The organism is Pseudomonas sp. HP_14 (assembly GCF_055283875.1).
Map to the genome: position 1 here is coordinate 418,152 of NZ_JBTOQI010000001.1, position 23,970 is coordinate 442,121.

General features: G+C 57.4%; 21 protein-coding genes. 10 read left to right on the forward strand and 11 right to left on the reverse strand.

The annotated features are described in order from the left end of the window. Positions 1-80 precede the first annotated feature (80 nt). The 3 genes from ACYASS_RS01785 to ACYASS_RS01795 are packed head-to-tail and all read left to right on the forward strand — an operon-like array spanning position 81 to position 5,230. The gene (locus ACYASS_RS01785) at positions 81-2,357 is read left to right on the forward strand and encodes an ATP-binding protein (protein WP_463584819.1); all 2,277 of its coding nucleotides are present in this window, start codon (positions 81-83) and stop codon (positions 2,355-2,357) included. Continuing rightward, positions 2,357-2,818 (forward strand): response regulator, encoded by a 462-nt coding sequence (locus ACYASS_RS01790; RefSeq protein ID WP_463584820.1) that lies wholly within the window; start codon positions 2,357-2,359, stop codon positions 2,816-2,818. Before ACYASS_RS01785 ends, ACYASS_RS01790 begins: the two co-directional genes overlap by 1 nt. Before the next feature lie 30 nt (positions 2,819-2,848). After that, positions 2,849-5,230, forward strand: coding sequence for a hybrid sensor histidine kinase/response regulator (locus ACYASS_RS01795; protein WP_463584821.1), 2,382 nt, complete (start codon positions 2,849-2,851; stop codon positions 5,228-5,230). Here ACYASS_RS01795 and ACYASS_RS01800 read toward each other — a convergent pair. Further along, positions 5,227-5,553, reverse strand: coding sequence for a hypothetical protein (locus ACYASS_RS01800; protein WP_463584822.1), 327 nt, complete (start codon positions 5,551-5,553; stop codon positions 5,227-5,229). The two genes, ACYASS_RS01795 and ACYASS_RS01800, sit on opposite strands and share 4 nt — an antisense overlap. Before the next feature lie 611 nt (positions 5,554-6,164). Here ACYASS_RS01800 and ACYASS_RS01805 point away from each other — a divergent pair. Together ACYASS_RS01805 and ACYASS_RS01810 are read left to right on the forward strand one after the other, a co-directional pair. After that, positions 6,165-6,407 (forward strand): hypothetical protein, encoded by a 243-nt coding sequence (locus ACYASS_RS01805; protein WP_463584894.1) that lies wholly within the window; start codon positions 6,165-6,167, stop codon positions 6,405-6,407. Then, positions 6,404-9,148, forward strand: a complete 2,745-nt coding sequence (locus tag ACYASS_RS01810) for a beta-glucosidase (protein WP_463584823.1) — start codon at positions 6,404-6,406, stop codon at positions 9,146-9,148. The genes ACYASS_RS01805 and ACYASS_RS01810 overlap by 4 nt, the downstream gene beginning before the upstream one ends. Positions 9,149-9,164: 16 nt before the next feature. On the opposite strand, the gene ACYASS_RS01815 is transcribed toward ACYASS_RS01810, so the two are convergent. The 3 genes from ACYASS_RS01815 to ACYASS_RS01825 all read right to left on the reverse strand — a co-directional run bounded on the left by ACYASS_RS01815 (position 9,165) and on the right by ACYASS_RS01825 (position 12,501). Next, the gene (locus ACYASS_RS01815; protein ID WP_463584824.1) at positions 9,165-9,815 is read right to left on the reverse strand and encodes a TetR/AcrR family transcriptional regulator; all 651 of its coding nucleotides are present in this window, start codon (positions 9,813-9,815) and stop codon (positions 9,165-9,167) included. Positions 9,816-9,837: 22 nt separating this feature from the next. After that, positions 9,838-11,199, reverse strand: a complete 1,362-nt coding sequence (locus ACYASS_RS01820; RefSeq protein ID WP_463584825.1) for an MATE family efflux transporter — start codon at positions 11,197-11,199, stop codon at positions 9,838-9,840. A gap of 144 nt (positions 11,200-11,343) precedes the next feature. Continuing rightward, on the reverse strand, positions 11,344-12,501 hold the full coding sequence (locus tag ACYASS_RS01825; protein ID WP_463584826.1) for an MFS transporter: 1,158 nt from the start codon (positions 12,499-12,501) through the stop codon (positions 11,344-11,346). A 561-nt stretch (positions 12,502-13,062) separates the two neighbouring features. On the opposite strand from ACYASS_RS01825, the gene ACYASS_RS01830 reads away from it, so the two are divergent. Next, positions 13,063-13,953 (forward strand): DMT family transporter, encoded by an 891-nt coding sequence (locus ACYASS_RS01830; protein ID WP_122663653.1) that lies wholly within the window; start codon positions 13,063-13,065, stop codon positions 13,951-13,953. On the opposite strand, the gene ACYASS_RS01835 is transcribed toward ACYASS_RS01830, so the two are convergent. From ACYASS_RS01835 to ACYASS_RS01845, 3 genes are read right to left on the reverse strand one after another with little or no spacing between them, the layout of a single operon-like run. After that, on the reverse strand, positions 13,954-15,204 hold the full coding sequence (locus ACYASS_RS01835; protein ID WP_463584827.1) for an acyl-CoA thioesterase/bile acid-CoA:amino acid N-acyltransferase family protein: 1,251 nt from the start codon (positions 15,202-15,204) through the stop codon (positions 13,954-13,956). A gap of 29 nt (positions 15,205-15,233) precedes the next feature. Then, positions 15,234-16,082, reverse strand: a complete 849-nt coding sequence (locus ACYASS_RS01840; protein WP_463584828.1) for a transporter substrate-binding domain-containing protein — start codon at positions 16,080-16,082, stop codon at positions 15,234-15,236. After that, positions 16,063-16,839 carry an alpha/beta fold hydrolase gene (locus ACYASS_RS01845; RefSeq protein WP_463584829.1) on the reverse strand — a complete coding sequence of 259 codons (777 nt, stop codon included), beginning with the start codon at positions 16,837-16,839 and terminating at the stop codon, positions 16,063-16,065. The genes ACYASS_RS01840 and ACYASS_RS01845 overlap by 20 nt, the downstream gene beginning before the upstream one ends. A 353-nt stretch (positions 16,840-17,192) precedes the next feature. On the opposite strand from ACYASS_RS01845, the gene ACYASS_RS01850 reads away from it, so the two are divergent. Further along, a complete protein-coding gene (locus ACYASS_RS01850; RefSeq protein ID WP_463584830.1) occupies positions 17,193-18,131 on the forward strand; it encodes a fatty acid desaturase in 939 nt (312 codons plus the stop codon). 203 nt (positions 18,132-18,334) lie between these two features. Here ACYASS_RS01850 and ACYASS_RS01855 read toward each other — a convergent pair whose 3' ends face one another. From ACYASS_RS01855 to ACYASS_RS01870, 4 genes are read right to left on the reverse strand one after another with little or no spacing between them, the layout of a single operon-like run. Beyond that, the gene (locus ACYASS_RS01855) at positions 18,335-19,207 is read right to left on the reverse strand and encodes a transporter substrate-binding domain-containing protein (RefSeq protein ID WP_463584831.1); all 873 of its coding nucleotides are present in this window, start codon (positions 19,205-19,207) and stop codon (positions 18,335-18,337) included. Beyond that, positions 19,204-19,965 carry an amino acid ABC transporter ATP-binding protein gene (locus ACYASS_RS01860; protein WP_463584832.1) on the reverse strand — a complete coding sequence of 254 codons (762 nt, stop codon included), beginning with the start codon at positions 19,963-19,965 and terminating at the stop codon, positions 19,204-19,206. Before ACYASS_RS01860 ends, ACYASS_RS01855 begins: the two co-directional genes overlap by 4 nt. Further along, positions 19,962-20,621: an amino acid ABC transporter permease gene (locus ACYASS_RS01865; RefSeq protein ID WP_463584833.1), complete on the reverse strand. Its 660-nt coding sequence runs from the start codon at positions 20,619-20,621 to the stop codon at positions 19,962-19,964. The genes ACYASS_RS01860 and ACYASS_RS01865 overlap by 4 nt, the downstream gene beginning before the upstream one ends. Beyond that, positions 20,602-21,267 (reverse strand): amino acid ABC transporter permease, encoded by a 666-nt coding sequence (locus ACYASS_RS01870; RefSeq protein ID WP_463584834.1) that lies wholly within the window; start codon positions 21,265-21,267, stop codon positions 20,602-20,604. Before ACYASS_RS01870 ends, ACYASS_RS01865 begins: the two co-directional genes overlap by 20 nt. A gap of 412 nt (positions 21,268-21,679) precedes the next feature. Here ACYASS_RS01870 and ACYASS_RS01875 point away from each other — a divergent pair, with 412 nt between their 5' ends. Genes ACYASS_RS01875 through ACYASS_RS01885 form a run of 3 tightly spaced genes read left to right on the forward strand, consistent with a single transcriptional unit; the run spans position 21,680 to position 23,738 of the window. Further along, positions 21,680-22,303, forward strand: coding sequence for a helix-turn-helix transcriptional regulator (locus ACYASS_RS01875; RefSeq protein WP_349970747.1), 624 nt, complete (start codon positions 21,680-21,682; stop codon positions 22,301-22,303). Positions 22,304-22,349: 46 nt separating this feature from the next. Then, positions 22,350-22,739 carry a RidA family protein gene (locus tag ACYASS_RS01880; RefSeq protein WP_463584835.1) on the forward strand — a complete coding sequence of 130 codons (390 nt, stop codon included), beginning with the start codon at positions 22,350-22,352 and terminating at the stop codon, positions 22,737-22,739. A gap of 39 nt (positions 22,740-22,778) precedes the next feature. Next, entirely contained in the window at positions 22,779-23,738 is a 960-nt protein-coding gene (locus ACYASS_RS01885) for a threo-3-hydroxy-L-aspartate ammonia-lyase (protein WP_463584895.1), read from the forward strand. Positions 23,739-23,970 lie beyond the last annotated feature (232 nt).

The window sequence follows — 23,970 nt, forward strand, 5'->3', positions numbered from 1 at the left end:
GACGAATGCAATTCGGCGTTCTTCAGCTCTTCACCTGGGTCTGTGCCTACCGTCTCCAAATCCTTCAAAAGGGGGAAGTTTTGACCGCTACCGACACTCACGTCTCTCTGCAGGCGGCCATCGATAACTGCGCGCGCGAGCCTATTCGCACGCCCGGCAGTATTCAGCCACAAGGTTTTTTGATCGTTATCGATGAACCGGCGATGACCATCGTCCAGATCAGCGAGAACATCGCCCAATGGTTGAATGTTGATACCGATGTCTTGTTGGGCAGCCACCTCGACTCCCTCGTCAGAGATGGCACAGCGTTTGTCGGCCAGTTGGGTGAACTGGACGAGGACGAGGCGCAGCCTTACCACGTAGGTGACGTAACCTTCCTCAAGGGCGATCGCGCAGGTCAACCGGTAGCGATGATGCTGCATCGCAACGAAGGCGTATTGATTGCCGAGTTCGAACCGGCCGGCGACACCGCGACCGCGCATGGCAAGTTGTATCCACTGGTGCGTGCGTTCATCAGCCAGATGCGTGAAGAAGAAAGCGTCGACGAGCTGTGTGATCGCTCAGTCCGCTTTATCAAGCGCATCACGGGTTTCGGACGCGTCAACTCTTACCGTTTCGATGAGTCCGGTAACGGCCTGGTCAATGCCGAGTTGGTTGACGCAGGCATTCCCAGCTATCTGGGCCTGTGTTTTCCGGCGTCGGATATTCCGGCGCAGGCACGTGAGCTGTATTGCCTGAATCGCATCAGGATTATTGCTGATTCGAATTACACCCCGTCAGCGATCATTCCTGAAACAAACCCGAAAACGCAGCCCCCTCTCGATTTGAGCTACGCCACGCTGCGTAGCGTATCCCCGGTGCACTTGCAGTACATGCGCAACATGGGCACCGGTGCCTCCATGTCCATTTCGATTGTGGTGGATGGTAAATTGTGGGGGCTGATTTCCTGCCATAACCCTACACCGCAACCGGTAAGCTTCCAGACCCGCTCGGCCTGCGAATTGCTGGGCCGTGTCCTGTCGTTACAGATTGAGACCAAAGAAGCTCACCTGCGTAACCACCGAATGCTGGGATTGCGCAAAGACATCGTGCACATGCTGGCGGCCATGGCCGACCATGACAGCGTGTTCAAGGGCCTGAAATCATTGCCTGAAACATTCATCAGGTTCGTCGGAGCCTGCGGCGCAGCAGTGGTCTCGGATGATGAGTGCAACCTGTTCGGCCAGACGCCTCCCGAGGGACAGGTTCGGGCACTGGCCGAGTGGCTGGCAGAGCGTGCAGGCCCCAATGTCTTCCAGACCAACAACGTCAGCCTCGACATCGCGCAAATACCTGGTTTGGCCAAGGCAGTGAGTGGCGTACTGGCGGTGTCGATTTCCGAGCTGCATTCGAACTACCTCATCTGGTTCAAACCCGAGCAGGCCCGTGTCGTTCACTGGGCAGGCAAACCGGAAAAAGCCATCGATAAACACGGCTCGCTGACACCTCGTCTAAGCTTCGAACTCTGGAAACAGAAGGTTGAAGGTTACTCTACGCGCTGGGAAGAAACAGAGCTGGAAGGTGTCGCGGAACTGCGTCTTGCCGTCCTTGGCATCGTGCTGCGCAAAGCCGAAGAAATGGCGCAGCTGGCCACGGAGCTCAAACGCAGTAATAAAGAACTGGAAGCTTTTTCCTACAGCGTTTCCCATGACCTGCGTGCGCCGCTTCGACACATCGCAGGCTACGCTGAACTGCTCAAGGACATGGAAGAGGTCAACCTCTCCCACCGCGGCCAGCGCTTCCTCGACACCATCGGTGAATCAGCTAAATTTGCCGGAACACTGGTGGACAACCTGCTGAGCTTCTCGCAGATGGGACGCTCTGCCATGCGTCAGTCAGAGGTCAATCTGACAGCCATGGTCGAGTCGATCCAGCGGGAAATGCAGCCCGACTATGAAGGCCGGACCATCGAGTGGGCAGTGGGCGAATTGCCGATCATTATTGCCGACCCGGCATTTTTACACCTGGCGATGCGCAACCTGCTCGCCAACGCAATCAAATACACCCGCAATGAAACCATTGCTGTCATTGAAATAACTGCGGTTCAGGAACCTCAGGGTGTTGTCGTCAGCGTTCGTGATAACGGCGTGGGCTTCGATATGCAATACGCCGACAAGCTGTTCGGTGTCTTCCAGCGCCTGCACCGGATGGAAGAGTTCGAGGGCACCGGTATTGGCCTGGCCAACGTCCGGCGCATCATCGAGCGCCACGGCGGCACCGTTCAAGCCCAGGGCGTACTGGGTGAAGGAGCGACGTTCTCCTTCACCCTGCCTTACAAAACTCCTGAACCCAGTCGTCTGAGTACGAAGGAAAATTAATGCTCAAGCCAATCCTGCTGGTTGAAGACAACCCCAACGATCTGGAACTGACCCTGGTCGCGCTCGAACGCAGCCAGTTGGCCAACGAAGTGATTGTTCTGCGCGACGGCGCGGAAGCTCTCGACTACCTGTTCCGCCGCAATGCGTACGCAAAGCGCACTGGCGGCAATCCAGCAGTACTGCTGCTGGACCTGAAACTGCCCAAGGTCGACGGTTTGCAGGTGCTGGACGCCATGCGCCAATCCGATGATTTGCGCAGCATCCCAGTGGTCATGCTGACCTCCTCCCGCGAGGAACTGGACCTGTCACGCGCCTATCAGTTGGGCGTCAACGCTTACGTGGTCAAGCCTGTCGAGTTCAAGGAGTTCGTCAGCGCCATCTCCGATCTGGGTATTTTCTGGGCTGTTCTGAACGAACCACCACCAGGTTCGGTCAGAGCTCAGCGTCGTCCCAGCACCTGATCCCAATTTGATTAAGCGCAGTCAGACTTAATGCCACTCAATGAACTGAAGCTCCTCCTTATCGAAGACAGTCCGCAGGATGCGGAGTTGACCCTTTTGTCCCTGGAGGCCAGTGGTATCAAAGTTGACTCGACCCTGGTGCACAACCATCAAGGCGCTTCCCAGGCGCTTAGTCAGCAAGTGTTTGATGTGGTGCTGTGTGACTTTCTGTTGCCGGGATCATCCGGCGCAGACGTCCTCAAGATCGCCCAGCAGTTAGCCCCCGAAACCCCGTTCATCTTTCTCTCAGGCATTTTTGGCGAGCAACAAGCCGTAGAAATGATGCGTCTGGGCGCGGTCGATTACGTCCTCAAGCAAAACTTCAAGATGCTGCCCAAGGCCGTCAAGCGTGCCGTATCTGAAGTCCGCGAACGGACTCAACGCCGTGCCGCGGAAACCGCTCTTCAGGACATTGAAGTGCGGGCCCAGCTCGCCATCGAAGCCGCGATGATGGGCGTCTGGGAAATCCAGCCCGCCACCGGCCGAATGCTCTGGGACGAACGCTGTAATGCCCTTTACGAGATTTTGCCCAACACCGCGGTCGATTTGCCGTTTCTGCTGGATCGCTGCCATCCGGATGATCGCGCGCTGCTGGAATCGAAGATTCATGCAGCCATCGCCCGTGAGTCCGACTATCAGGTCGAATACCGCGCACTGATGCCCAGCGGCCGATCACGCTGGCTGTTCTCCAGTGGGCGCTCGGTGTTCAAGAACGGTCAATGTGTACGCATTACCGGCGTGATGCAGGACATCAGCGAGCGCAAGCAGGCAACCCGTGAGCTGGTCGAATTGAACGAAGCCCTGGGCGCTCGTATTGAGCAGCGCACACGGGAACGGGATCGCACCTGGGAATTGTCCCGGGAGCTGCTGGCCGTATTGCAACTGGACATGACGCCGATCTCTTTCAACCCGGCCTGGGAAGCCACGCTGGGCTGGTCGAACGAGCAAATCAGCCAGATGCGCTTGTGGGAGTTGATCCATCCGGACGACTTCGACACGACACTCCATGAAATGGAGAGTATTGCGCAGGGTTATATCTCGACCCGTTTCGTCAACCGGATGAAGCACAAGTCAGGTGACTACCGCTGGCTGTCCTGGACCATTGTGCCCGAAGGCGGACTGATGTACGCCGCCGTCCGCGACATTACCGAGGAGCGCGCAGTCATTGATGAACTGGCCGCGGCTAACCAGAGGCTGCGGGCGCAAATCAGCGAACGGGAGCGGATCGAAGCGGACTTGCAGCAGATGCAGCGCCTGGAAGTAGTAGGTCAGCTAACCGCTGGCGTGGCTCATGACTTCAACAACCTGCTGACCGTGATCCTGACCAGCACTACCTTCGCGATCAGGGACATCGAACGCGGCACGCTGGACAAGACCGCCACACGCTTGCAGAACGTCAAGGACGCAGGCGAACGCGGGGCCAAGCTCACGGCTCAACTGCTGTCTTTCTCCCGCCGCCAGCGCCTGCAACCAACCGCCATCAATCTCAATGACACCATTCGTGGCATGGGCACCCTGCTCGGCCGCGCACTGGGTGGCAGTATCTGGATCGAAACCGATCTGGCCAATGACCTCTGGTATGCAATGGGCGACCCGACCCAGACCGAGATGATCATCCTCAACCTGGCAATCAATGCGCGAGACGCCATGGCCATGGGCGGCTCGCTATGCTTTTCGACGTTCAATGAGCACGTCACCCGGCCTGCTATACGCCCCGAGGACCCGGAGCCAGGCAAATATGTAGTGTTGGCTATCCGTGACTCAGGCAGCGGCATGAGCCCCGAGACCCTGCTTCGGGCGTTCGAACCGTTTTACACCACCAAAGACGTGGGTAAGGGCTCGGGCCTTGGCCTGGCTCAGGTATTCGGCTTCGCCAAGCAATCGGGCGGCGGCGTGATGATTGAAAGCGAGCTGGGGGTCGGCACCAAAGTCATGGTCTATCTGCCCAGCGTCGACAAGCCGGTGACACTGCCGGATGAACAGACATCGGCTCAGGCCCCGTCTGAGGTGGGGGGCGCGCACACTATCCTGCTTGTGGACGACGACCCGGAAGTCAGGGCCGTGACAGTGCAAATGCTTGAGTCCATGGACTACAAGGTCATACAGGCAAAAGACGGCGCACAGGCGCTGACCTTGCTGGATCAGGACATTGATCTGGTGCTGACTGACTTTGCAATGCCGGGCATGACCGGTGGTGAGCTCGCCAGCCTGATTCATAAGAACCATCCAGCCCTGCCGGTGCTCTTTGTCACAGGCTATGCCGACACCGACGTTCTGGGTCTGAACGGTTCGGCTGTGGTCCAGAAGCCATTCAACGAGTTCGATTTGCGAAACAAGCTGCACGCCACGTTGAGCAGCACCGGGCGTCGCTAGTACTCCCCTCTCAGAGAGGCTGCTCCAATCTCGGTCAGCCCGCTGATGATGTGCTGGGTATAGGGGAACGCGGGATCCTCATCCAGTATCCGCTCTGACATCAACAGCCCCTCCTTCACCAACGCATCAACCGCTTCTACGCACTGAGCAATCGGTGGAAGGCCCGTGCGCGTGCGCAGCATCTGCATGTAGATCTGGCCAAAGGTCAGTTTTCTGGACTGGACATGATTGAGTTGCTGGACGGTTTTCAGGACGGCGAGGTCGATCGCGTATTTCCTCTCAGCAGTCGCTGGGTGGAGCGTATCGGCGGGAAGTAACTGCATAAATGATGACATCGTTAAAAAGGGGAAAGACGATACTTAAACCACTAGCCCACTCACGGACCAACACCCTCCAGCATGTACTTTATATAAGCTCGATTAAACCAAACACTGAAACAGCGTCACCCACTGCTATTCCCAAACAGGTCAAAACCAACAATAAATCTTCTTATTAGGCACCCAACAAAAAGCCTTATAGCGATTAAGTAACAGACTATTAAACCTCGCATAATATCGCCCACTTCAAGCACGACGAACAGCTTACCAGAGCGTTAAACCTAACGACAGTTAGGTTTATAACAAAGCAACAATAAGCTCATACCATGAGCTTAAACGGCTTTTATAGCCACAATAATAGATTTATCAGCAATAAATAACCCTAGATAGGCACAAAATCAAAAGAACCTCCAAACTCAATTCTGCTTAAACCGCTAAAAAACCCTTCTCAGGCCATGTGCCATCATTTAATAACGCCGCGCTTACAAATATCCTTCTTCGCCACTGAACTTTTATGACTCGAACCTGACTTAACGTTCGGCGCATTTAGCCTTGCGCCCACAGCCTTTTCTTTTTCTTCTAAACCATCAATCGAGATGCAATCGATGAGTCGACCCTTGCTGTCTGTTATTAGCGCTGTATTACTCTGCGCGCAAAGTTTGTCTGCCCTGGCGGCAGACTCAACTTCTGCGACAAACGCTGCCACGTCCGCCGAGCAGATTCGTGTGCAGGTAGAAGCCAGACGTGACCAGCTGACTGGCGCTGCCAATGTCAGCACATCCACGGCTAAAGGCCCTTCCACCGTGCTCGACGCACCGGTGGTGACCGATGACGCCCCGACCCAGGCGCAACGTCCATGAACCAGCCCAACCCTCAGCCGATTGCATCCGCCAAAAGGACGCTTGCCGTGTCAGCCTTAAAACACACCCTGAGCCTGAGCCTGCTGACCTTCAGCGTCCTGCAGGCCAACCTGGCCCTGGCCGCCGTCACGCCAGCCACCGGCAATGAAGTCGAAGCCCGTGTCAGTTCAATCCTGGACAACATGAGCCAGTCCGAAAAGATCAACTTTACCCGGGTCAACGACGGACACATGATCCCGCCGCTGCTCAAGTGGGGCATCAAAGGCACCACGGCCTACGACTCCTCAATGGGCGTGCACGTCAACAACGCGACATTCGGTGCGCAGTACCCTTCCCAGTCCGCGCTCGCTGCGACCTGGAGCATCAATCGCGCCAAGGAGTTCGGCTTGGCCATTGCCTACGAAACCCGTATCTCGGGCGGCCAACAAATGCTCTCGCCGGGCGTCAACCTCTACCGGACTCCCTACAACGGTCGCTCCGCCGAGTACATGAGTGGTGAGGATCCGTTCCTCGGTGCCGTGCTTGCACCGGCCGTGGTCAACGCGATTCAAGTTCAGGGGATTCAGGCCAGTGGCAAGCATTACCTGGCCAACGAACAGGAAGCCAATCGCCAGGCAGTCAACGTTATTGCTGACGAACGCACCCTGCGCGAGCTGTATCTGCCGGGCTTCGAGTCGATGGTGAAAAATGCCAACGTTGCGTCGATCATGTGCGGCTTCAACAAAGTCAACGGCGACTACGCCTGTGAAAACCATCACCTGATCACTGAAGTGCTCAAGGGTGAATGGGGTTATCAGGGCACCGTGATCAGCGACTTCAACGCCATTCACGATGCGTTCAAAGGCGCTTGGGCCGGTACCGATATCGACATGCCGTCGGGCCTGCAATTTACCGAAGCCAACCTGCTGCCGTATCTCTGGAGTGGCCAGCTCACCCAGAACGTTATCGATGACAAGGTCAAACGCAACCTGCGCGCCATCGTCAGCTATGACTTCCAGGAGAACCTCAACACTGCCAGGACGCTGGATCATCCCGAGTATGGCGCGCGTGCGGCGCTGAACACCGCTCGCGAATCCATCGTGCTGCTGCGCAATGAAAACACCACAGAAGGTAAACCGCTGCTGCCCTTGGCGCGGTCCGCCAAAATTGCGGTGATCGGCGACTGGGCGCACGAGGCCCCCGCCTCACCTTTCGGCACCGCCAACTCACCGCCCAACAGCTACGTGACCGAACTGAGCGGTTTGCAACAACTGGCGTCGAGCAGCTCGAACGTCACCTATCTGCCGGAACTGAGCCTGAACCCGAAATCGTCGGCCTGGTATCAACCGGCAACCAATGACAAAGGCATCAGCAATTCCGGCGTCAAGGCTGAGTACTTCTCCAACACCAGCTTGTCCGGTAGCCCGAGCGTGACTCGCGTCGAGCCTGGCGTGAACCTCAACTGGACAACCGGCACCAACGAAACCAACGCGGGCACTACGGCTGTGTCTGGCTTCAGCCCGACAGCGGGTGCTTTCTCGGCCAGATTCACCGCGACTATCAAGCCGACGGTGTCCGGTGCACACGTGTTCAAAGTCCGTGCGGACGGCCCTTACAAACTGTGGGTCAATGATGAGCTGGTGTTGCAGAGCGACGGCGTGCCGTACTCCGCAGACGTGGTGAACGCCATGACCACCTCCGGCAAAACTCCGGCACTGGTCGCTGGCAAACCCTACACCGTGAAGCTTGAATACCAGCGCGTGCAGGGTAACTTCATCCCGGCACTGGGCGGGATTACCGGGGTACAGATGAGCTGGGCGTCCCTGCGTCCACCTAAGGATCTGTCGAAATACGACGCGGTCGTGGTCGCCACAGGCTCCAATTACGAGCATGAAGGCGAAGGCTCTGACCATGGCTTCGAGCTGCCCGATCAACAGGCTGAGCTGATCAGTTTCGTGACCCGCGCCAACCCGAACACCATCGTGGTCATGCACGGCGGCGGCGTTGCTGACATGCAGCCTTGGGCGAACAAAGTCGGCGCCACCTTGCAAGCCTGGTTCCCGGGCCAACAAGGCGGTCAGGCACTGGCAGAGATTCTGTATGGCAAGGTCAACCCTTCGGGCAAACTGCCGATCACCATCGACAAGAAAATCGAAGATAACCCGAGCTATGCGTCCTATCCGGACCCGGCGGCTTACCGTGGCAGCAATCCACTGACCGACATGACCTACAGCGAAGGTCTGTACATGGGCTATCGCGGTTATGACAAGAAACACGCCAAACCGCTTTACCCGTTCGGCTACGGTCTGTCGTACACCACGTTCGGCTACAGCGATCTGAAACTGTCGACCAACGTACTGAGCCCCGGCGCAACCATCGACGTGAAATTCACCCTGACCAACACTGGTAACAAGGCGGGCTTCGAAGTCGCGCAGTTGTATGTGCAACCGGTGAAACCGGCCGTTGATCGTCCTGAGAAGGAACTCAAGGGCTTTACCAAGGTGTATCTGCAACCCGGCGAAAGCAAAACCGTCAGCATCCCGATCGATTCACGCTCCCTGGCCTACTATGTAGACAAGACTGCAAGCTGGGACGTGGACGCTGGCAAGTTCAAGATTCTCGTCGGTTCGGATTCGGAAAATCTGCCCCTGAATCGCACCTTGACCACTCTGTTCCCGGAACACCTGACCACCCGCGACAGTAACCCGCTGCCACTGCCACTGCGCAAAGCCGTGCAGGTGAACGCCACACAGGCTTACTAAGCGTCAGCGTTCAGGCTCAAGGATGAGCCTGAATGTCCTTCCCGAGACGCCGCAAATAGATGTCGAACACCGCCATGACATCCACCTCTTCCGGGCATCTCAGCCACTGAATCTGCAAGCCGTCCATGACCGAGAAAATCTCCTGAGCCATGGCCTTCACGTCGATATCGGCACGAATTTCCCCCGCCTCTTTCAACGCGTTCAAATGGCCGCGAGCATGCTGGTGGGTAAGGTGAAATCTGTCTTGATGCCAGGACCATGCCGGATGAGCATGGGAAAGGCTTTCGGTATTCATCACCAGTGACGCCTGACATTCGGCAGCGTCTTCGACACTGAACCCCATGCTCAGCCTCAGGAACTTGAGAAAACCCTCCACGGTGAGCTCGGTCGTCAGCTCGTGAAACCTTGAAGTCACCCGTTGATCCCTGCGATCCAGCAGTGCAGCCAGCAACGCCTCTTTATTGGGAAAGTGATGCAACAGGCCTACGGTCGTGATACCGGCAAGCGTCGCGACATCGCGCATCGAAGCACTGGTATAGCCATCCCGGGCAAAAATCACTGTTGCCGCATCAAGCAGCGCCGCCCTGCGCATTTCTCCCTTGGGAGCCCTACGACGCTTTGGCGCGACCTCTTCGCCTGATTCATTCCCTGATTCGTCAATTGACATAAAAATCCGATAACCGCTTCGTTCAAATTATCCCGGCATTCGCGGGCTGGATCCGTCGTTCAAAAAACCGTTTTGCAGTAATGGACGCAACAACGGTCGAGATCACTGCAATCAGCGCATTGCCGGTAAACATGCCTGGCATCACCCCACTGCTGCCGAACACATGCATGCCGGCGAACACGAACGGTACTGTGCCTGCAGTGGACCTAAGCCAGGCGAACATCGCCACGAACCAAGGCCGCTGCATGGTTACGAAAACGGCAATCGAGACGAAATCCAGACCAATCAGTACCCACAAACCACCCCCCAACTGACAAAAGGCCAGAAACAGCACTCGGCCTTCGCCTTCAAGGTTGTAGAAGTCGGCAATGGTACCGCAGGAAAGCAACAGCAATCCCCAGACAGACAGCCCGTAAACAACCACCAGCCTTCGCGAAAAGACGATTGCCGCGTTGGCCCGCTTATCGAGGTGAGCACCGATATTCTGTCCGAGGACCGGTGCCAAGGCACTCGGCAACGCAAAAAAAGCGCAGTAGGAAAACTGCAGGACCCGGTCAAGGACTGCCATCGCCGCTAAAGCTGATGTGCCAAAAGTAGCCACGGACGAGACAAGATACGCCAACCCTACGGGCGTCGCCAAATTGCCAACCATTGCAGGCAAGGCCACCCGGAACGTGCGTTTGACGTGCATGCGCAGCAGTTTTGGCCTGACTGACACCTTCATCCCGACATGGCGACGCACCCAGTACAGCCCCAGACTGGCAGAAACGAACGCCGACAACGCGTAGGAAATACCGGCCCCTTCAAGCCCCAGGCCCAGTACAAAGATCAGCAGCGGATCGGCAACGGCCAACGTAACAGCACCTGAAAGCACCACCCACAATGCTCGGCGACTGTCCCCGGCAGTCCGCAGGATTTGCGCGGACATCTGCATGGCGGACTGCAGCACGCTGAACGGCAATGCCAGCCAGATGAATACCCGTGCGGCCTCATAAGTCGCAGCATCAGCACCCAGCAGATGGGTAATCGGAACGATCAACGCCAATTGCAAGGCTGCCGACAGACTACAGACGATCAGTACCATCAGGATCAGGCTGGTGGTGAAACGTGAAACTGCCTGGCTTGCGCGATGACCGATTCGTTCGGCCAGTACCGTCGCAGCCGCAAGAATCAGCCCATTGGCCAGCGCACTGTTGAGGAAGATCAGCACCTTGGCAATGCCGACGGCTGCAAGCAGCAAAGGCTGGTGCAGCATGGAGACATAGACGAGCGTCAGTATGTCCACCAGAAACACCGCGAACAGGCTCAGGGCACTCGTGCTGCTCATGACCAGAATATGGCGTGCTATGCGCCCTTCAGTAAACGTCGCGCGGGCTACCGCCATCACATTCCCCAAACAGACAATGCCTGGCCAGCAACAGTGGCCAAGCCCATTGAGGCGGCGATTCTAGCGGCGGGCGGGCTTGGGAGCTATCACCGCCACTCGATATCGGCGACGCGCCGACCAAGGGTTCAGGATGTCATGTACCTACTCCGGCAATGGCTCGGAAACGGGCCGCCCCATCAACAGGACAGCCAGCAGAATGGAAAGCCCGACAAAGCACGCTGCCGCATAGCCCAGGCTCTGCAGCCCATACGAATCGATCATCCGACCGCCCACGATAGCCCCCAGACCAATCCCCAGATTGGCACCTGAAATATTCAGTGAAGCGCCAAAGGCTGTCGCGCCCTCCGCAGCTTTCATGACTCGCACATGGCTGACCAGGAACAGTGCCGCCTGCGTAATCCCCCAGGTCGCCAGCGCCATGGCCAGAAAAACCGGTGAGTGGATGCTCGGTATCAACGCAACCATGCCCGCCACCATGAACGCGCAGAAGACAATCGACGCCATCAGCGGATGCTTGTCTACCGCGCGCCCACCCAGTGAATTGCCGATCAGGCCCACCGCACCAAACGCCATCAGGCACCAGCCCACCACGGTGCCGTTGAAGCCAGCCAGCCGTTCAAGGATGTCCGCCAGATAGGTGTAGGCGGTAAACATCCCGGAGAACACCAGCACCGACAGCAACACATGGCCTTGCAATACGGGGCTGCGCAGAACGCGCATCTGTTGGCGAAGAGAAGCGTCCTGCCGGGTCACGCGGATGCTCGGCAGATACACCCACAGCAGCAGCGCTTTTGCCAGTGCCAGCACCGCGAGCATGCCAAACGCCATGCGCCAGCCCACGGCGTCCGCGACCAGCGTCCCCACCGGGATGCCAAATACTGTGGCGCAGACGATGCCGAAAGTGATCTTCGCCATCGCACGACCTGCGTGCTCAGGCCCGACCAGATCAACCGCTGTCTCACTGGCCAATGCCCAGAACACCGGCAAACCGAGCGCGGGTATCAGCCGGGCGATGCCCATCACGACGATATTGGGGCTTAGTGCCGCAAGGGTATTGGCGAGCGCAAACAGCACCATGACCGTTACGAACAGTTTCTTGCGCTCGAAGCGCGCGAAATAGGCGGTCAGGAATGGGCCGAGGCAGGCCACAGTGAACGCGAACAATGTCACCAGCAAACCCGCTTGAGGGATGCTGACCTCAAGGTCCCGGGCAATGCCGGGCAACAGGCCAACAATGACGAATTCGGTCGTCAGCACCGTAAAGCCGGCAGCCGACAACAACAGAATGGGTAACAGCATTTGAACTCCAATAGCGAAGCGCCAGGCCGGTGAACACCGGACTGGTTTTACAAGGAAATGATTGAGCTGATATGACTTGAGTACTGACCGATCACTGATGCGGCAGGCGATCGATGCAGGCGGGAATTATTGGCAGGCAAACAGCGGCCGCCATTATGTCCGGCCACCTCGTTCCGGTCTACTGTCGGGACATGCATTGATGCGTCGTCAGTGGTCATCGGTGGTGGTACTTAGGCGCCCGAAATTGTACCGTCGCTGACATCACGCCGTTTGCCTGATTGGCGCTGTTCATTGCACGATCCTGCGGGCGGTGGTGAATACCCACCCCCGTGGGAGCCGGTCTCACGCCGTCAGCGCAAATCCCGGTAGGAGCGAATTCATTCGCGAAGGGGCCATTACATCCAACAAACCTGCATCATCAGAAACACCGCCCTCCCGTTGCAAACAGCGACGATCCCACACCCGCAAAGTGTACTGCCCACTCTGTCGCTCTCTGTAGCGCTTGGACAGTGCGCCTCTATGGCTAAATACCGGCCCGCATCCCTGAACGACGAGCCGTTTATGAAATCTCGCGTTAACACCGGCATGGCCCTTGGCCTGCTCGGCGTTATAATTTTCAGCCTGACCCTGCCCATGACCCGCATCGTGGTCGAAGAAATTCATCCTTTGCTTAACGGCTTGGGCCGGGCGCTTGTTGCAGCAATTCCTGCTGCCGCGCTACTGCTCTGGCGACGCGAGCGCTGGCCGACGTTGCAGCAATTCAAAGGCCTGTGTTTCGTGATCCTCGGCGTGATTGTCGGCTTCCCCGTCCTGTCATCATGGGCGATGCAAACACTGCCCTCCTCCCATGGCGCACTGGTCAATGGCCTGCAACCGCTGATCGTCGCCATGTACGCCGCATGGCTGCACCATGAGCGTCCCTCCAAAGCATTCTGGGCATGCGCCGCACTGGGCAGCGTGCTCGTTCTGACTTACGCCATGATTCAAGGTGCAGGCAGCGTCAGCAGTGGCGACCTGTTGATGTTGGCAGCCATCGCGCTTGGCGGTCTGGGCTATGCCGAGGGTGGACGTCTGGCCAAAGAAATGGGCGGCTGGCAAGTCATCTGCTGGGCATTGGTGCTGGCTTTTCCGTTACTGCTGGGCCCTGTTCTGTACCTCGCTTCGCAGCATCAAGGCACGATCAGCGCGCCAACATTATGGGCGTTCGGCTATGTCACCCTGTTCTCGCAATTTATCGGTTTCTTTGCGTGGTATGCGGGTCTCGCCATGGGCGGCATCGCCCGGGTCGGACAGGTTCAACTGCTGCAGATCTTCTTCACGATCGCCTTCTCCGCACTGTGGTTCGGTGAGCACATCGACCCTTTGACCTGGGTATTTGCGGCGGGAGTGGTGGGCACTGTGGTACTGGGGCGCCGGACCACGGTCAAGGCGCCACAGCCCATCAAGATCTGATCACGACTCTTTTGTAGCGCGGGCGTTGACCGCTTCGTCGAGAAACGCCTTTACCGCTCGCCATGATTGCTCGTTGGCTTCGGCATTCGCCGCAGGTGCTCCGTCAACGCTGTAGGTGGCAGGTATGTGCGGCAGCAGAATGGTATGCCCGGCGTGTTCGAAATCCAGATGCTGCACAGGCCAGGGATGGCCCGCCTCTTGAAGCCGCTGCAACGCCATTCTCGAAAACCGCGCTGAAGGCCATGCAGCGTCGTCACCTGCCGACAGCAACAAGACTGGCCCCTGGATTTTCTCTACCGGAATGGCTACCCGCTGCACGGCTTCATGGTCCAGTAGCGCGGTGCTGATCGATTCGGCATTACGCAAACCGGCATCTTTTGCAGCCCAGGAAGCGGTTTTATTATCGTTCCAGAGATGCACCAATGGCTTGCCTTCATAAAGCCAGGCTGGCCCATCGCGGCCTACCGCCGGGTCCGCCGCCGCTTGCCCGCCATGCACCAACGCGCTGGGGACGTAACCGATAACCGCCGATACCGCCTCTGGGAACATGCTGCCCAGCAGCAACACCAATTCGCCGCCCCGCGACTGGCCACTCAGCGCGACAAAATCATGAGCAGGCCGCACCTCGCGACGAACCCAGTTCAAACCCGCCACGAAATACTCCAACGGCGTATTTGAGATGTAAGGCGACAAGCCCGGTGCTTTGAAATAGCCCAGCGCTAACGCCGCATAGCCCCGCGAGGCATAAAGCGCAGCCCGAGGCTCGTTGATCCCGCCACCGGAACCGTTGAGGACAATAATCGCGGGATGTGGCCCGGCACCGGCAGGCGTAAAGAGCGTTCCTACCAGACCGTCCTCACGAACGTCCCGGCGAGTAACACCTTGGGCGGCGAGACGCTGAGTCAACGCGACAGTCTGGTCGCTGCCTTCCACGCAAATCTGAGTCACCAAGGGCTGCAGCACGTCATCCGGAAACACGTCAGCAGCGCCCTCCACTTCAGGCCGCTGACTCCAGAGCAAGCCCAACGCAGAAACATCCTTGTAGCTGCCAGACACCGGAGCATCTCGCTGCAGATTCACGCAACCGGATGCGTCCGCAATGTACGTCGCAGCGCTGACCCAATACTGGTTGTTGCCACGCAAAGTACGCGTCGAGAGCACGACCTTCTGCCCAGGCGTCAGGCCTTCAACAGTGATAAGTCGCGGCTCGTCCAGCAAACCCTGTGCGGGTGTGACTGATAGTTTCGTCATTACTTTCCTCGTTTCCCTGTCCGACTGCATCAAGGCGTCACGGGCGTACTTAACCGTGGATCATTGCGGTACCGCTCGTGCAGCTCAACGATCATCGGCGACGCCGCCATCTGGTACTTGCGCCCCTCTTCCAGCAGCCAGCCACTGCCATGCCAGTCGCGCACTATACGGTCCAGAACCTGCTGCGTCTGCGCCTGCTCCTTGCGTAACCAGATGACCGAGTCTGCGGGCACGAGATCTTCACCAATGGGAATCTCGAAACCGGCCCATTCAGGTTGGCGCATGAGCTCGTGCATGATCGGACTGTTCAGCACCACACCGTCGCAGCTTTGGCCACGCAAGGCCAACAGCACCTCCGACTGCGCCCGGAACGCCTTGAGCTGGACACCGTAATCACGGGTCAGTGGCTGCTGAAAACTGGCGCCCTGAGAAATACAGATGGTCTTGCCACGCAAATCTTCCCAACGCTTGAAGCCGGAGTTCTTCGGCGCAACCAGCGCTCCGCCCAACTGCTCGTAAGGAGTTGGCACATAATCCAGTTGTTGAGCGCGCTCCGGGGTTACGGTCATGTTGGCGATGAGCAGATCAACCTTGCCCTGCTGGAGGAATACTGCGCGGTTGGCGGCCACCACTGGTACTACTTCGGTCTTGACCCCAAGCTTTTTGCCAATGTCTTCGGCCAGCTCTACCGCAAAGCCGATCGGGCGTTGAGTGCCGGTGGCGTAGGTGCCAAACGGCAAACCACTGAGGTTGACCCCGATCCGCACCACACCGCGCTCTTGAATGGTCGTCCAGGTCTGATCGGCGAATGCGCTCTGGGTCATCGCCACGACCAGGCCGATGGCCAGACCGGTACGTTTAAAATCTGGGAACGTCATGGGGCGGGCTCTGCTCCTGATGCTGATTGAAAAATTGTTCGAGGGTGATTGCGTAGCGCTGTTGGCCGGCGGCTGACAGCCAATCGTCGAATGCTTGAGCATCAGGCGCCAAAGACAGGATCTCTTCGCTGATCACTCGCGGATGGCGCGCATCGTCGCCGGGCAAGACTAAAAGGGGCATCGTGCAGGCTTTGACGAAATCTCGCCCCACGCTATAGACGAAATCGCTGGCAAACAGGTTGTGCTCTACAGCGCGCAGCACCTCCTGTGGCGGAAAAACATTTCGCAAATGGAGTGTGTTGACCCACGTCTGAAATGACGCCCGCCGTAACTCTATATTCTGCGCAGTCCTGCCAATCGGCTGCTGCAGCACAGCAGACAGAAAACGTTGCGGTGCCAGGCTGATCATCTTCAGCGCAAACGACGGTCCGATACATGCGCCCAACAGGTGGCATCGCTCGATGCCCAAGGCGTCGAGCAACTGCAAATTATCCTGAGCGTATTCATCCCATCCGTCATGCGCCGTGACAGGCGCGTGAGAACCGCCCGTATTGCGTTGATCAACCGTGATCACCTTGAAACGGGAAGAGAAGGCTTGCACGGGGTCGACCAGGCCTCGCGGTCGTCCGTCTTCACGATGGGTCCACAACTCGCTTCGGGAAAGTAAACCACCTGGGGCCAGTGCCAATAATGCGGGACCGTCACCGGTTACCTCGAAACACAAATGAGTACCGTTGGGTAAATCAATTGTCGCCATGCTGATGACCTGAATCCAAACATCCAGCGCTCAATGTGAACAAATCGGCCCGAGAAGCCCAATTCACAGATCACATAACTTTATAACCCTCACGGTTATAAGTGCCCTGCACTCATAGCATAAGCAGACGGGGCGAAGCTGCACGGGCGGCCCTTTTCATCTCCCACCCTGAACGACAACGAAACGTTATGTTTTACCTGCGATCCGTGATGAAAAATGACCTTGATGCGCAGCATCACTAATTACCTAACGCTATATAAATGGACAAATATGTGATTATTCAGAAATAACCGGAATTGCTACTGTTCGGCCACTGGCCCCTTGGTCTCTACCTGCCTTCTTCGGCTGCAAGCATGCCCAACTATCTAGATACCGCCCATCAACAGCGCATCAGCGAACTACGTTCAACCTGGACCGCGCGTACCGACTGGCCGACCTGGCTGTTGCTGATAGGGACTTACACCGCCTGGTTCGCGCTGATTCAGTACTCGCAAGAGTTAGGCCGAGGCTTGACCATGACGCTGTTGGTGCCGGTAATTACTTTCTGGATGTCCGTGCAACACGAGCTGCTCCACGGCCATCCCACACGCTGGTTGTGGGTGAATAAACTGCTCGGCTATACACCGTTGGCAATCTGGTATCCATACACCCTGTATCGCGATAGCCACCTGTTGCATCACCGCGATGAAGAATTGACTCTGCCGCAGCGTGATCCTGAGAGCCGCTACTTCAGCGGGCAGCATTGGCATCGCAACGGCACAGGGTCTCGAAGCGTGCACTGGCTGAACAAAACGCTTTACGGTCGATTGCTGGTGGGCCCACTGATTGCCCTGGCTGGCATGGCGGCGGATGAACTGCAAAGGTTACGCCGAGGTGACCAACAGGCCTGGCTGATGTGGCTCACTCACACAGCCTGCGTGATCGGGCTGTTGTTGTTCGTTCAGGCACAGGGCGGTATCGGAATATTCGACTATTTGCTGACCAGTGTTCTGGCGTTGGCGTTGTCCATGGTGCGCTCCTTCTATGAGCACCGTCCTGCGTCATCGCCGGAGCATCGTTCGGTCATCAATGAGGCTGGCTGGCCATGGCGCTGGCTGTTCCTGAATCTGAACCTGCATCTGATTCATCACGATCTCCCCGGCTTGCCCTGGTATTACATACCCCGTGTATACGAGGAACGCCGCGAAGACTGGTTGCAGCGCAGCGGCCATTTTCTGGTGGGGGGTTACGGCGAGTTGTTTCGTCAGCATGGCTTGCGGCCCATTGATAGCCCGCAGCATCCATGGCATTAAGGCGCCCCGTCCCGGGACGACGCTGTCGTACCCCCTGCAGGGCTGGCTTTAGCCGGGAGAACGTTGTTGCTGAAGAAATACAGGCAGCGAAAGTGCCGTCTCCCTCCCGGCTAAAGCCGGTCCTACGTTCATTGCACTCCCTCACAAACCCAACGAACCGGCACAAGGCCGGTTCGTGTTTGCTACTGATTAAAACCTGAAGATCAAGGCTTCCAGTTACCGCCTTCAACGATCACCGAATTTGGATCGGTGCCTTCAGCAAGCTCAGGGCGAACATACTGGTCGTACAGTTTGAGCAGGTATTTCTCCTCGCCCAGTTTCGCCAGCTCGGCGTTGATCCAGTCACGCAGTTCGATGTTGCCTTTCTTCACAGCGGGAGCGATAGGCGCCTCGTCACCGAGTTTTTCCGGCAGTACGCGGTAGCCCGGATTTTGCTTCGCCCAACTGAACAGCACCAGATTGTCCTGGGCGTAGGCATCGCCACGACCATTAGCCAATGCTTGCAAGGACTCGGAGTTCTTGTCGAACTTGAGCACTTTCCAGTCAGGGTGGTTCTTGGTCAACCATACGTCAGCGGTAGTGCCGGTGGTGACGATGGTGGTCTTGGTGGCCAGGTCGTCAAGGGTCTTCACCGGGCTTGCATCAGGCACTAGCGCCTGCACTGCTACACGCAGATTCGGGTTGGTGAATTCCACCGCTTCGCGGCGCTCCGGGGTGACCGTCACGTTGGCCAGGATCAGATCGACCTTGTCGCTTTGCAGGAACGGAATCCGGCTGGCAGGTTCCACGACCACGAACTCGATTTTCTTCTCGTCACCGAGCAGGTCCTTGGCAAAGCGCTTGGCCAGATCAGTATCAAAGCCGACGTATTCGCCTTTTTCACTGACAAAGCCAAACGGCGGTTTGTCGCTGAACACACCGACAATCAACTTGCCGCGAGCCTTGATGGTTTCCAGGTAGCTACTGGACGGTGAAGGTGCCGCCTTGGCGACCGGTTTCTGTTCGGCAGGTTTGTCGCAACCGGCCAGCAGACTCAGGGCAATCAACGGTATAACGAGGGCAGTTTTAAAACTCACGATGCTTTCCTTTTTGGCATGTTTTCCACGTAGGAGAACCTCTCCAGGAACTGCTGCGCGCGTGCGGTCTGCGGGGCGCTGAAGAAAGTTTCGGGGTCGTTCTGTTCCGCGATCCGGCCGCGGTCCATGAACAGGATTCGATCTGCCACCGCACGGGCAAAAGCCATTTCGTGAGTGACGATAAGCATGGTCATGCCGCCTTCAGCGAGGTCGAGGATGACCTCCAGCACTTCCTTGACCATTTCCGGATCAAGGGCGGCGGTAACTTCATCAAACAACATGACTTTGGGATTCATGCACAGTGCCCGAACGATGGCGATGCGTTGCTGCTGCCCACCGGACAGCTCACGCGGATAAGCATCGCGCTTGTCCGCGAGACCGACCCGCTCCAGCAAGGCTTCAGCTTGTTGCCGAGCCTCGCCGGCTGCGCGCTTCTGCACTTGCAGCGGGCCGAGCAGGATGTTGTCCAGCACGGTCATGTGCGGGAACAGGTAATAGCTCTGGAACACCATGCCGATCTGCTGGCGAACCTTGCGCCAGTCAGCATTGGCTGGCAGCGCCTTGCCAGCAAAATGCAGACTGCCCGCATGCCCCAGTTCCAGGCCGTTGAGGCAACGCAGCAAGGTGCTTTTGCCACAACCACTAGGCCCGAGGATCACCACCACCTCGCCCTCTTTCACTTGCAGGTCGACGGACTGGAGAACCGGTGTATCGCCGAAGCTTTTACTGAAACCGGACAGTTCGATCAATGTACTCATGCGTGGCTCCAGCGCCGTTCAAGCACGCGGGACGCGGCCGACAACGGATAGCAAACAAAGAAGAAGAACAGAAACAGGAAGCCGTAGATCAGCACCGATTCGTAGGTCCGCTCGATGATCTGCTGGCCCACCTTGGTCACATCCACAACACCGATCAGCACCGCCAGCGAACTGGTCTTGATGACCCGCGTGTAGACGTTGATCACCGGCGGCGTCAGGCGTTTCAGGGCCTGGGGCAACAACACACGACCATAGAGCTGAACCAGCCCCAGTCCGATTGCCAGGCCTGCTTCGCGCTGACCGCGTGGAATGGAGCGCAGCCCGCCACGCACTACCTCGCCCACTTCACTGGCGCCCCACAAGGACAACACCAGTACCGCGCACCAGAACGCAGGAATGCTCAACCCGAGGAAGATTGGCAAACCGAAGAAGAACAGGTACAGCCAGACCAGTACCGGAATCGCCCGAAACAGTTCCAGATAAATCCGCAGTGGCACATCCAGCCAGCGTTTGCCGAGGCTGCGCAGCACGCCATACAACAACCCGCCGATACTGCTGAACAGAATCGCCAGCAGTGAAATACCCAACGTACGACTCGCACCGGTAACCAGTTGCGGCGCGGAAACCCAGAGCAGATCAAGACCCGAACTGGCCATGCTGGAGCCTCCTTTCCAGAACACCCAACAGCAGCGACAGAGGCAGGAATACCAGCAGGCACATGCCCGTCATGACCGCGAGCATCTCGTAGGTTTTGTAGTACAGCGCAATGTAGCTTTTAGTGGTGTAGAGAATTTCCGGCACCGCAACCGCCGAGACCACAGTCGTTTCCTTGAGCAGGAACACAAAGTTGGCGAACAGCGCTGGCAGGCTGAGAATCCCGGCCTGAGGCAGAATCACGTGCCGTAGCAATTGCCAGCGCGACAGTCCGATAGACAACCCGGACTCGATCTGCGCCTTGGGCACCGCCTCAATCCCGGCCCGCAGAATCTCGGTGAGGTAGGCACCGCCGAGAAAAGTCATCGCGATGACTGCAGAGGCGAATCCGGAAATCCTGATCCCGATACTTGGCAATGCGAAATAGATGAAAAACAGCTGAATCAGCAGCGGCGTATTACGCGCCAGTTCTACGTAAACCGGTACCAGCCGATGCAGTACCGGCACCTTGAAAATGGCAATGGCCGCGTTGATGACCGCCACGGTCAGCGAAGTAAGAATGGCGATCAGCCCCACTTGCAACGTGACACCAACAGCTTTGAGAAAGGCAGGTAACGTGGATAACGCGAAGGCATAGTCGTAAGTCATTGCTGACCGTCCGAGGCAGGTCTAAAGAGGCAGAAATACATCGAATGAGGGCCTTGAATGGGCTTATTGATATATAGCTTAACCTTCTGTTTTATTTAAATTTAATACCTGTTTCGCATAAGCATAGAGCCACTTATCAATGGTGAGTGCGGCCAACCGCGCCTCGCTCGCAACGGCAGGCAGAAGCCGTAGGACCGGCTTTAGCCGGGAGTACATTATTTCGGGCGAAGGATACATGGCGAAGGGACGGGCGCCCTCTCGGCTAAAGCCGCTCCTACGGCTTCTCTGTGTACTTTGCACAGCGGCGTCAGGGGCACCGGAGGACCTGCAAAGGAAATCGGCCAAGGACAATATTTACAAACAGTCAATTTCTGGATAATTTGTCTTATCCATTCATCAAGACACTATCTCCATGTCCGACGCTTCCGCAGAAACCCGCAACCTGCTCGAACAACTCAAACAGGTCGCTCAAGGCCTCGGGGAGACCTTCGGACCGTTTTGCGAAGTGGTCGTGCATGACTTGCAGGCTCCGGATCACGCGATCTACGCGATTCATAACAACCTGTCGGGGCGCAAGGTCGGTGACCCGGCAACCGAGTTGGGGCTGGCGCGAATTGCAGATCCGTCCTATCCACAAGTCATCGCCAATTACGCCAACCGTTTTCCGGATGGACGTCAGGCCAAAAGCACCTCCATCGGTATCCGTAATGTCGAAGGGCAATACGTTGCAGCGCTGTGCATGAACGTCGATCTGACCCTGTTTCAAGGCGTGCAAACGGCCATGGCCCAGTTCACCCGCGTCGATTGCGTCGTGGATGAGTCGCTGGAAGTGGACAGCGCGCAGAGCATTCGCAAACGGATCGATGAGTTTGCAGGCCGATCGGCGAGCACGCCGCGCTCACTCAAGGCAGATGAACGCCGCGCCCTGCTTCGAGAGCTGAAAGCGTCGGGCGCTCTGGAAGTGCGTAAGTCCATGGACGTCGTCGCGCAGCACTTGGGCGTATCCCGGGCTGCCGCTTACAGCTACCTGAAATAACCGCTGCGCTGTCTTTATCCTCATCGCCTTGATCGAGAGAAGCTCCATGCCCCAGTCAATCCTATGCAAGAACAGCAACGCCATCACTCCACCCGCCGGACACTACTCTCACCTGTCCATCGCCAATGGCTTCGTGATGATCAGCGGGCAATTACCGATCACTGCCGACGGGGCGCATCTGGCGAATGCCTCGTTTGAAGATCAGACACGGCAAGTGTTGCTCAATCTGGACAGCTGTCTGGAGGCCGCAGGCATCAGCAGAAAACAGTTGGTGCACGTTCGGGTGTACGTCACGAACATTGATCAGTGGCCGCTGTTCAATCGCCTCTACGGCGAATGGCTGGGTGAGCACCGTCCCGCCAGAGCCGTTGCAGGCGTTGCACAACTGCATTACGGCTGCGCTGTAGAAGTCGAAGCCATGGCCGTTGCGGCCTGACATTTTCATTTCGAGAAGGTGATAACCCACGTGAACACATTGACGCTCCCCACCTATCAAGATGTTGAAGACGCTGCCTTACGCCTGGTTGGCCAGGCCAATCGCACGCCGGTTCTGACGTCGCGCACCGCAGACAGCCTGTTTGACGCCCAGGTATTTTTTAAATGCGAGAACCTGCAGCGGGTAGGCGCCTTCAAGTTTCGCGGTGCTTTCAATGCCCTGGCCAAATTTGACGAGCAACAACGCAAGCGTGGAGTGGTGGCGTTTTCCTCAGGCAATCATGCTCAGGGCATCGCCCTCGCCGCCCGGCTGCTGGGCATTCCGGCCACCATCGTCATGCCTCACGACGCGCCGCTTACGAAGATTGCGGCGACCCGTGAATACGGCGCAAACGTGGTGCTTTACAACCGCCAGACTGAAGATCGCGAAGCCATCGGCCGCGAACATTCCGAGCGTCTGGGCATGACCCTGATTCCACCTTACGATCATCCCGATGTGATTGCCGGACAGGCTACGGCGGCCAAGGAGCTGTTCGAAGAAGTAGGCCCGCTGGATACGTTGCTGGTTTGCCTCGGTGGCGGCGGACTGCTGGCAGGCTCCGCACTGTCTACCCGCGCACTGTCACCGACCTGCAAGCTGTATGGCGTGGAACCGGAAGCCGGGAACGACGGGCAACGTTCGTTCCGCTCGGGAGAAATCGTCCGGATCGCCGTTCCAGATACCATCGCTGATGGCGCACAAACGCAGTATCTGGGCAACCACACCTTTCCGATCATTCGCCGTGACGTGGACGACATCCTCACGGTCTCCGATACGCAGCTCATCGAGGCCATGCGTTTCTACGCCGAGCGAATGAAAATGGTCGTCGAACCCACTGGCTGCCTGAGCTTTGCCGCCGCACTGCAGATCAAAGACCAGCTCAAAGGACAGAAAGTCGGAGTCCTGATCAGTGGCGGCAACGTCGATCTGCAACGCTATGCGGCGTTATTGGCGAAGTAGATCCGGATTGATGCCGGACAACTGGGTTGCTTTCCGAAACCCTGCATGCTGCGCGACAAAATGCCACATCAGGAATTCAACTAGTTGTCTGACAACCGCCGAACGGTCATAGATGGAGAAAACCAATTGTTCTAAAATGTTGCAATACCGGCAAGCGTAAGCGGAATCGAACGTCAACGACATCATCAGTCGTCAACATCGAAGCCCGACGACTTGACCAGATTTATAAAAA

What these genes read in the sequence shown, in the direction of transcription:
- ACYASS_RS01830 (WP_122663653.1), top strand. Translation starts at nt 13,063, where the DNA reads ATGAAATCTCGCGTTAACACCGGCATGGCCCTTGGCCTGCTCGGCGTT.
- ACYASS_RS01840 (WP_463584828.1), bottom strand. Translation starts at nt 16,082, where the DNA reads ATGACGTTCCCAGATTTTAAACGTACCGGTCTGGCCATCGGCCTGGTC.
- ACYASS_RS01810 (WP_463584823.1), top strand. Translation starts at nt 6,404, where the DNA reads ATGAACCAGCCCAACCCTCAGCCGATTGCATCCGCCAAAAGGACGCTT.
- ACYASS_RS01835 (WP_463584827.1), bottom strand. Translation starts at nt 15,204, where the DNA reads ATGACGAAACTATCAGTCACACCCGCACAGGGTTTGCTGGACGAGCCG.
- ACYASS_RS01875 (WP_349970747.1), top strand. Translation starts at nt 21,680, where the DNA reads ATGTCCGACGCTTCCGCAGAAACCCGCAACCTGCTCGAACAACTCAAA.
- ACYASS_RS01815 (WP_463584824.1), bottom strand. Translation starts at nt 9,815, where the DNA reads ATGTCAATTGACGAATCAGGGAATGAATCAGGCGAAGAGGTCGCGCCA.
- ACYASS_RS01870 (WP_463584834.1), bottom strand. Translation starts at nt 21,267, where the DNA reads ATGACTTACGACTATGCCTTCGCGTTATCCACGTTACCTGCCTTTCTC.
- ACYASS_RS01850 (WP_463584830.1), top strand. Translation starts at nt 17,193, where the DNA reads ATGCCCAACTATCTAGATACCGCCCATCAACAGCGCATCAGCGAACTA.
- ACYASS_RS01800 (WP_463584822.1), bottom strand. Translation starts at nt 5,553, where the DNA reads ATGCAGTTACTTCCCGCCGATACGCTCCACCCAGCGACTGCTGAGAGG.
- ACYASS_RS01865 (WP_463584833.1), bottom strand. Translation starts at nt 20,621, where the DNA reads ATGGCCAGTTCGGGTCTTGATCTGCTCTGGGTTTCCGCGCCGCAACTG.
- ACYASS_RS01880 (WP_463584835.1), top strand. Translation starts at nt 22,350, where the DNA reads ATGCCCCAGTCAATCCTATGCAAGAACAGCAACGCCATCACTCCACCC.
- ACYASS_RS01790 (WP_463584820.1), top strand. Translation starts at nt 2,357, where the DNA reads ATGCTCAAGCCAATCCTGCTGGTTGAAGACAACCCCAACGATCTGGAA.
- ACYASS_RS01860 (WP_463584832.1), bottom strand. Translation starts at nt 19,965, where the DNA reads ATGAGTACATTGATCGAACTGTCCGGTTTCAGTAAAAGCTTCGGCGAT.
- ACYASS_RS01825 (WP_463584826.1), bottom strand. Translation starts at nt 12,501, where the DNA reads ATGCTGTTACCCATTCTGTTGTTGTCGGCTGCCGGCTTTACGGTGCTG.
- ACYASS_RS01820 (WP_463584825.1), bottom strand. Translation starts at nt 11,199, where the DNA reads ATGGCGGTAGCCCGCGCGACGTTTACTGAAGGGCGCATAGCACGCCAT.
- ACYASS_RS01845 (WP_463584829.1), bottom strand. Translation starts at nt 16,839, where the DNA reads ATGGCGACAATTGATTTACCCAACGGTACTCATTTGTGTTTCGAGGTA.
- ACYASS_RS01795 (WP_463584821.1), top strand. Translation starts at nt 2,849, where the DNA reads ATGCCACTCAATGAACTGAAGCTCCTCCTTATCGAAGACAGTCCGCAG.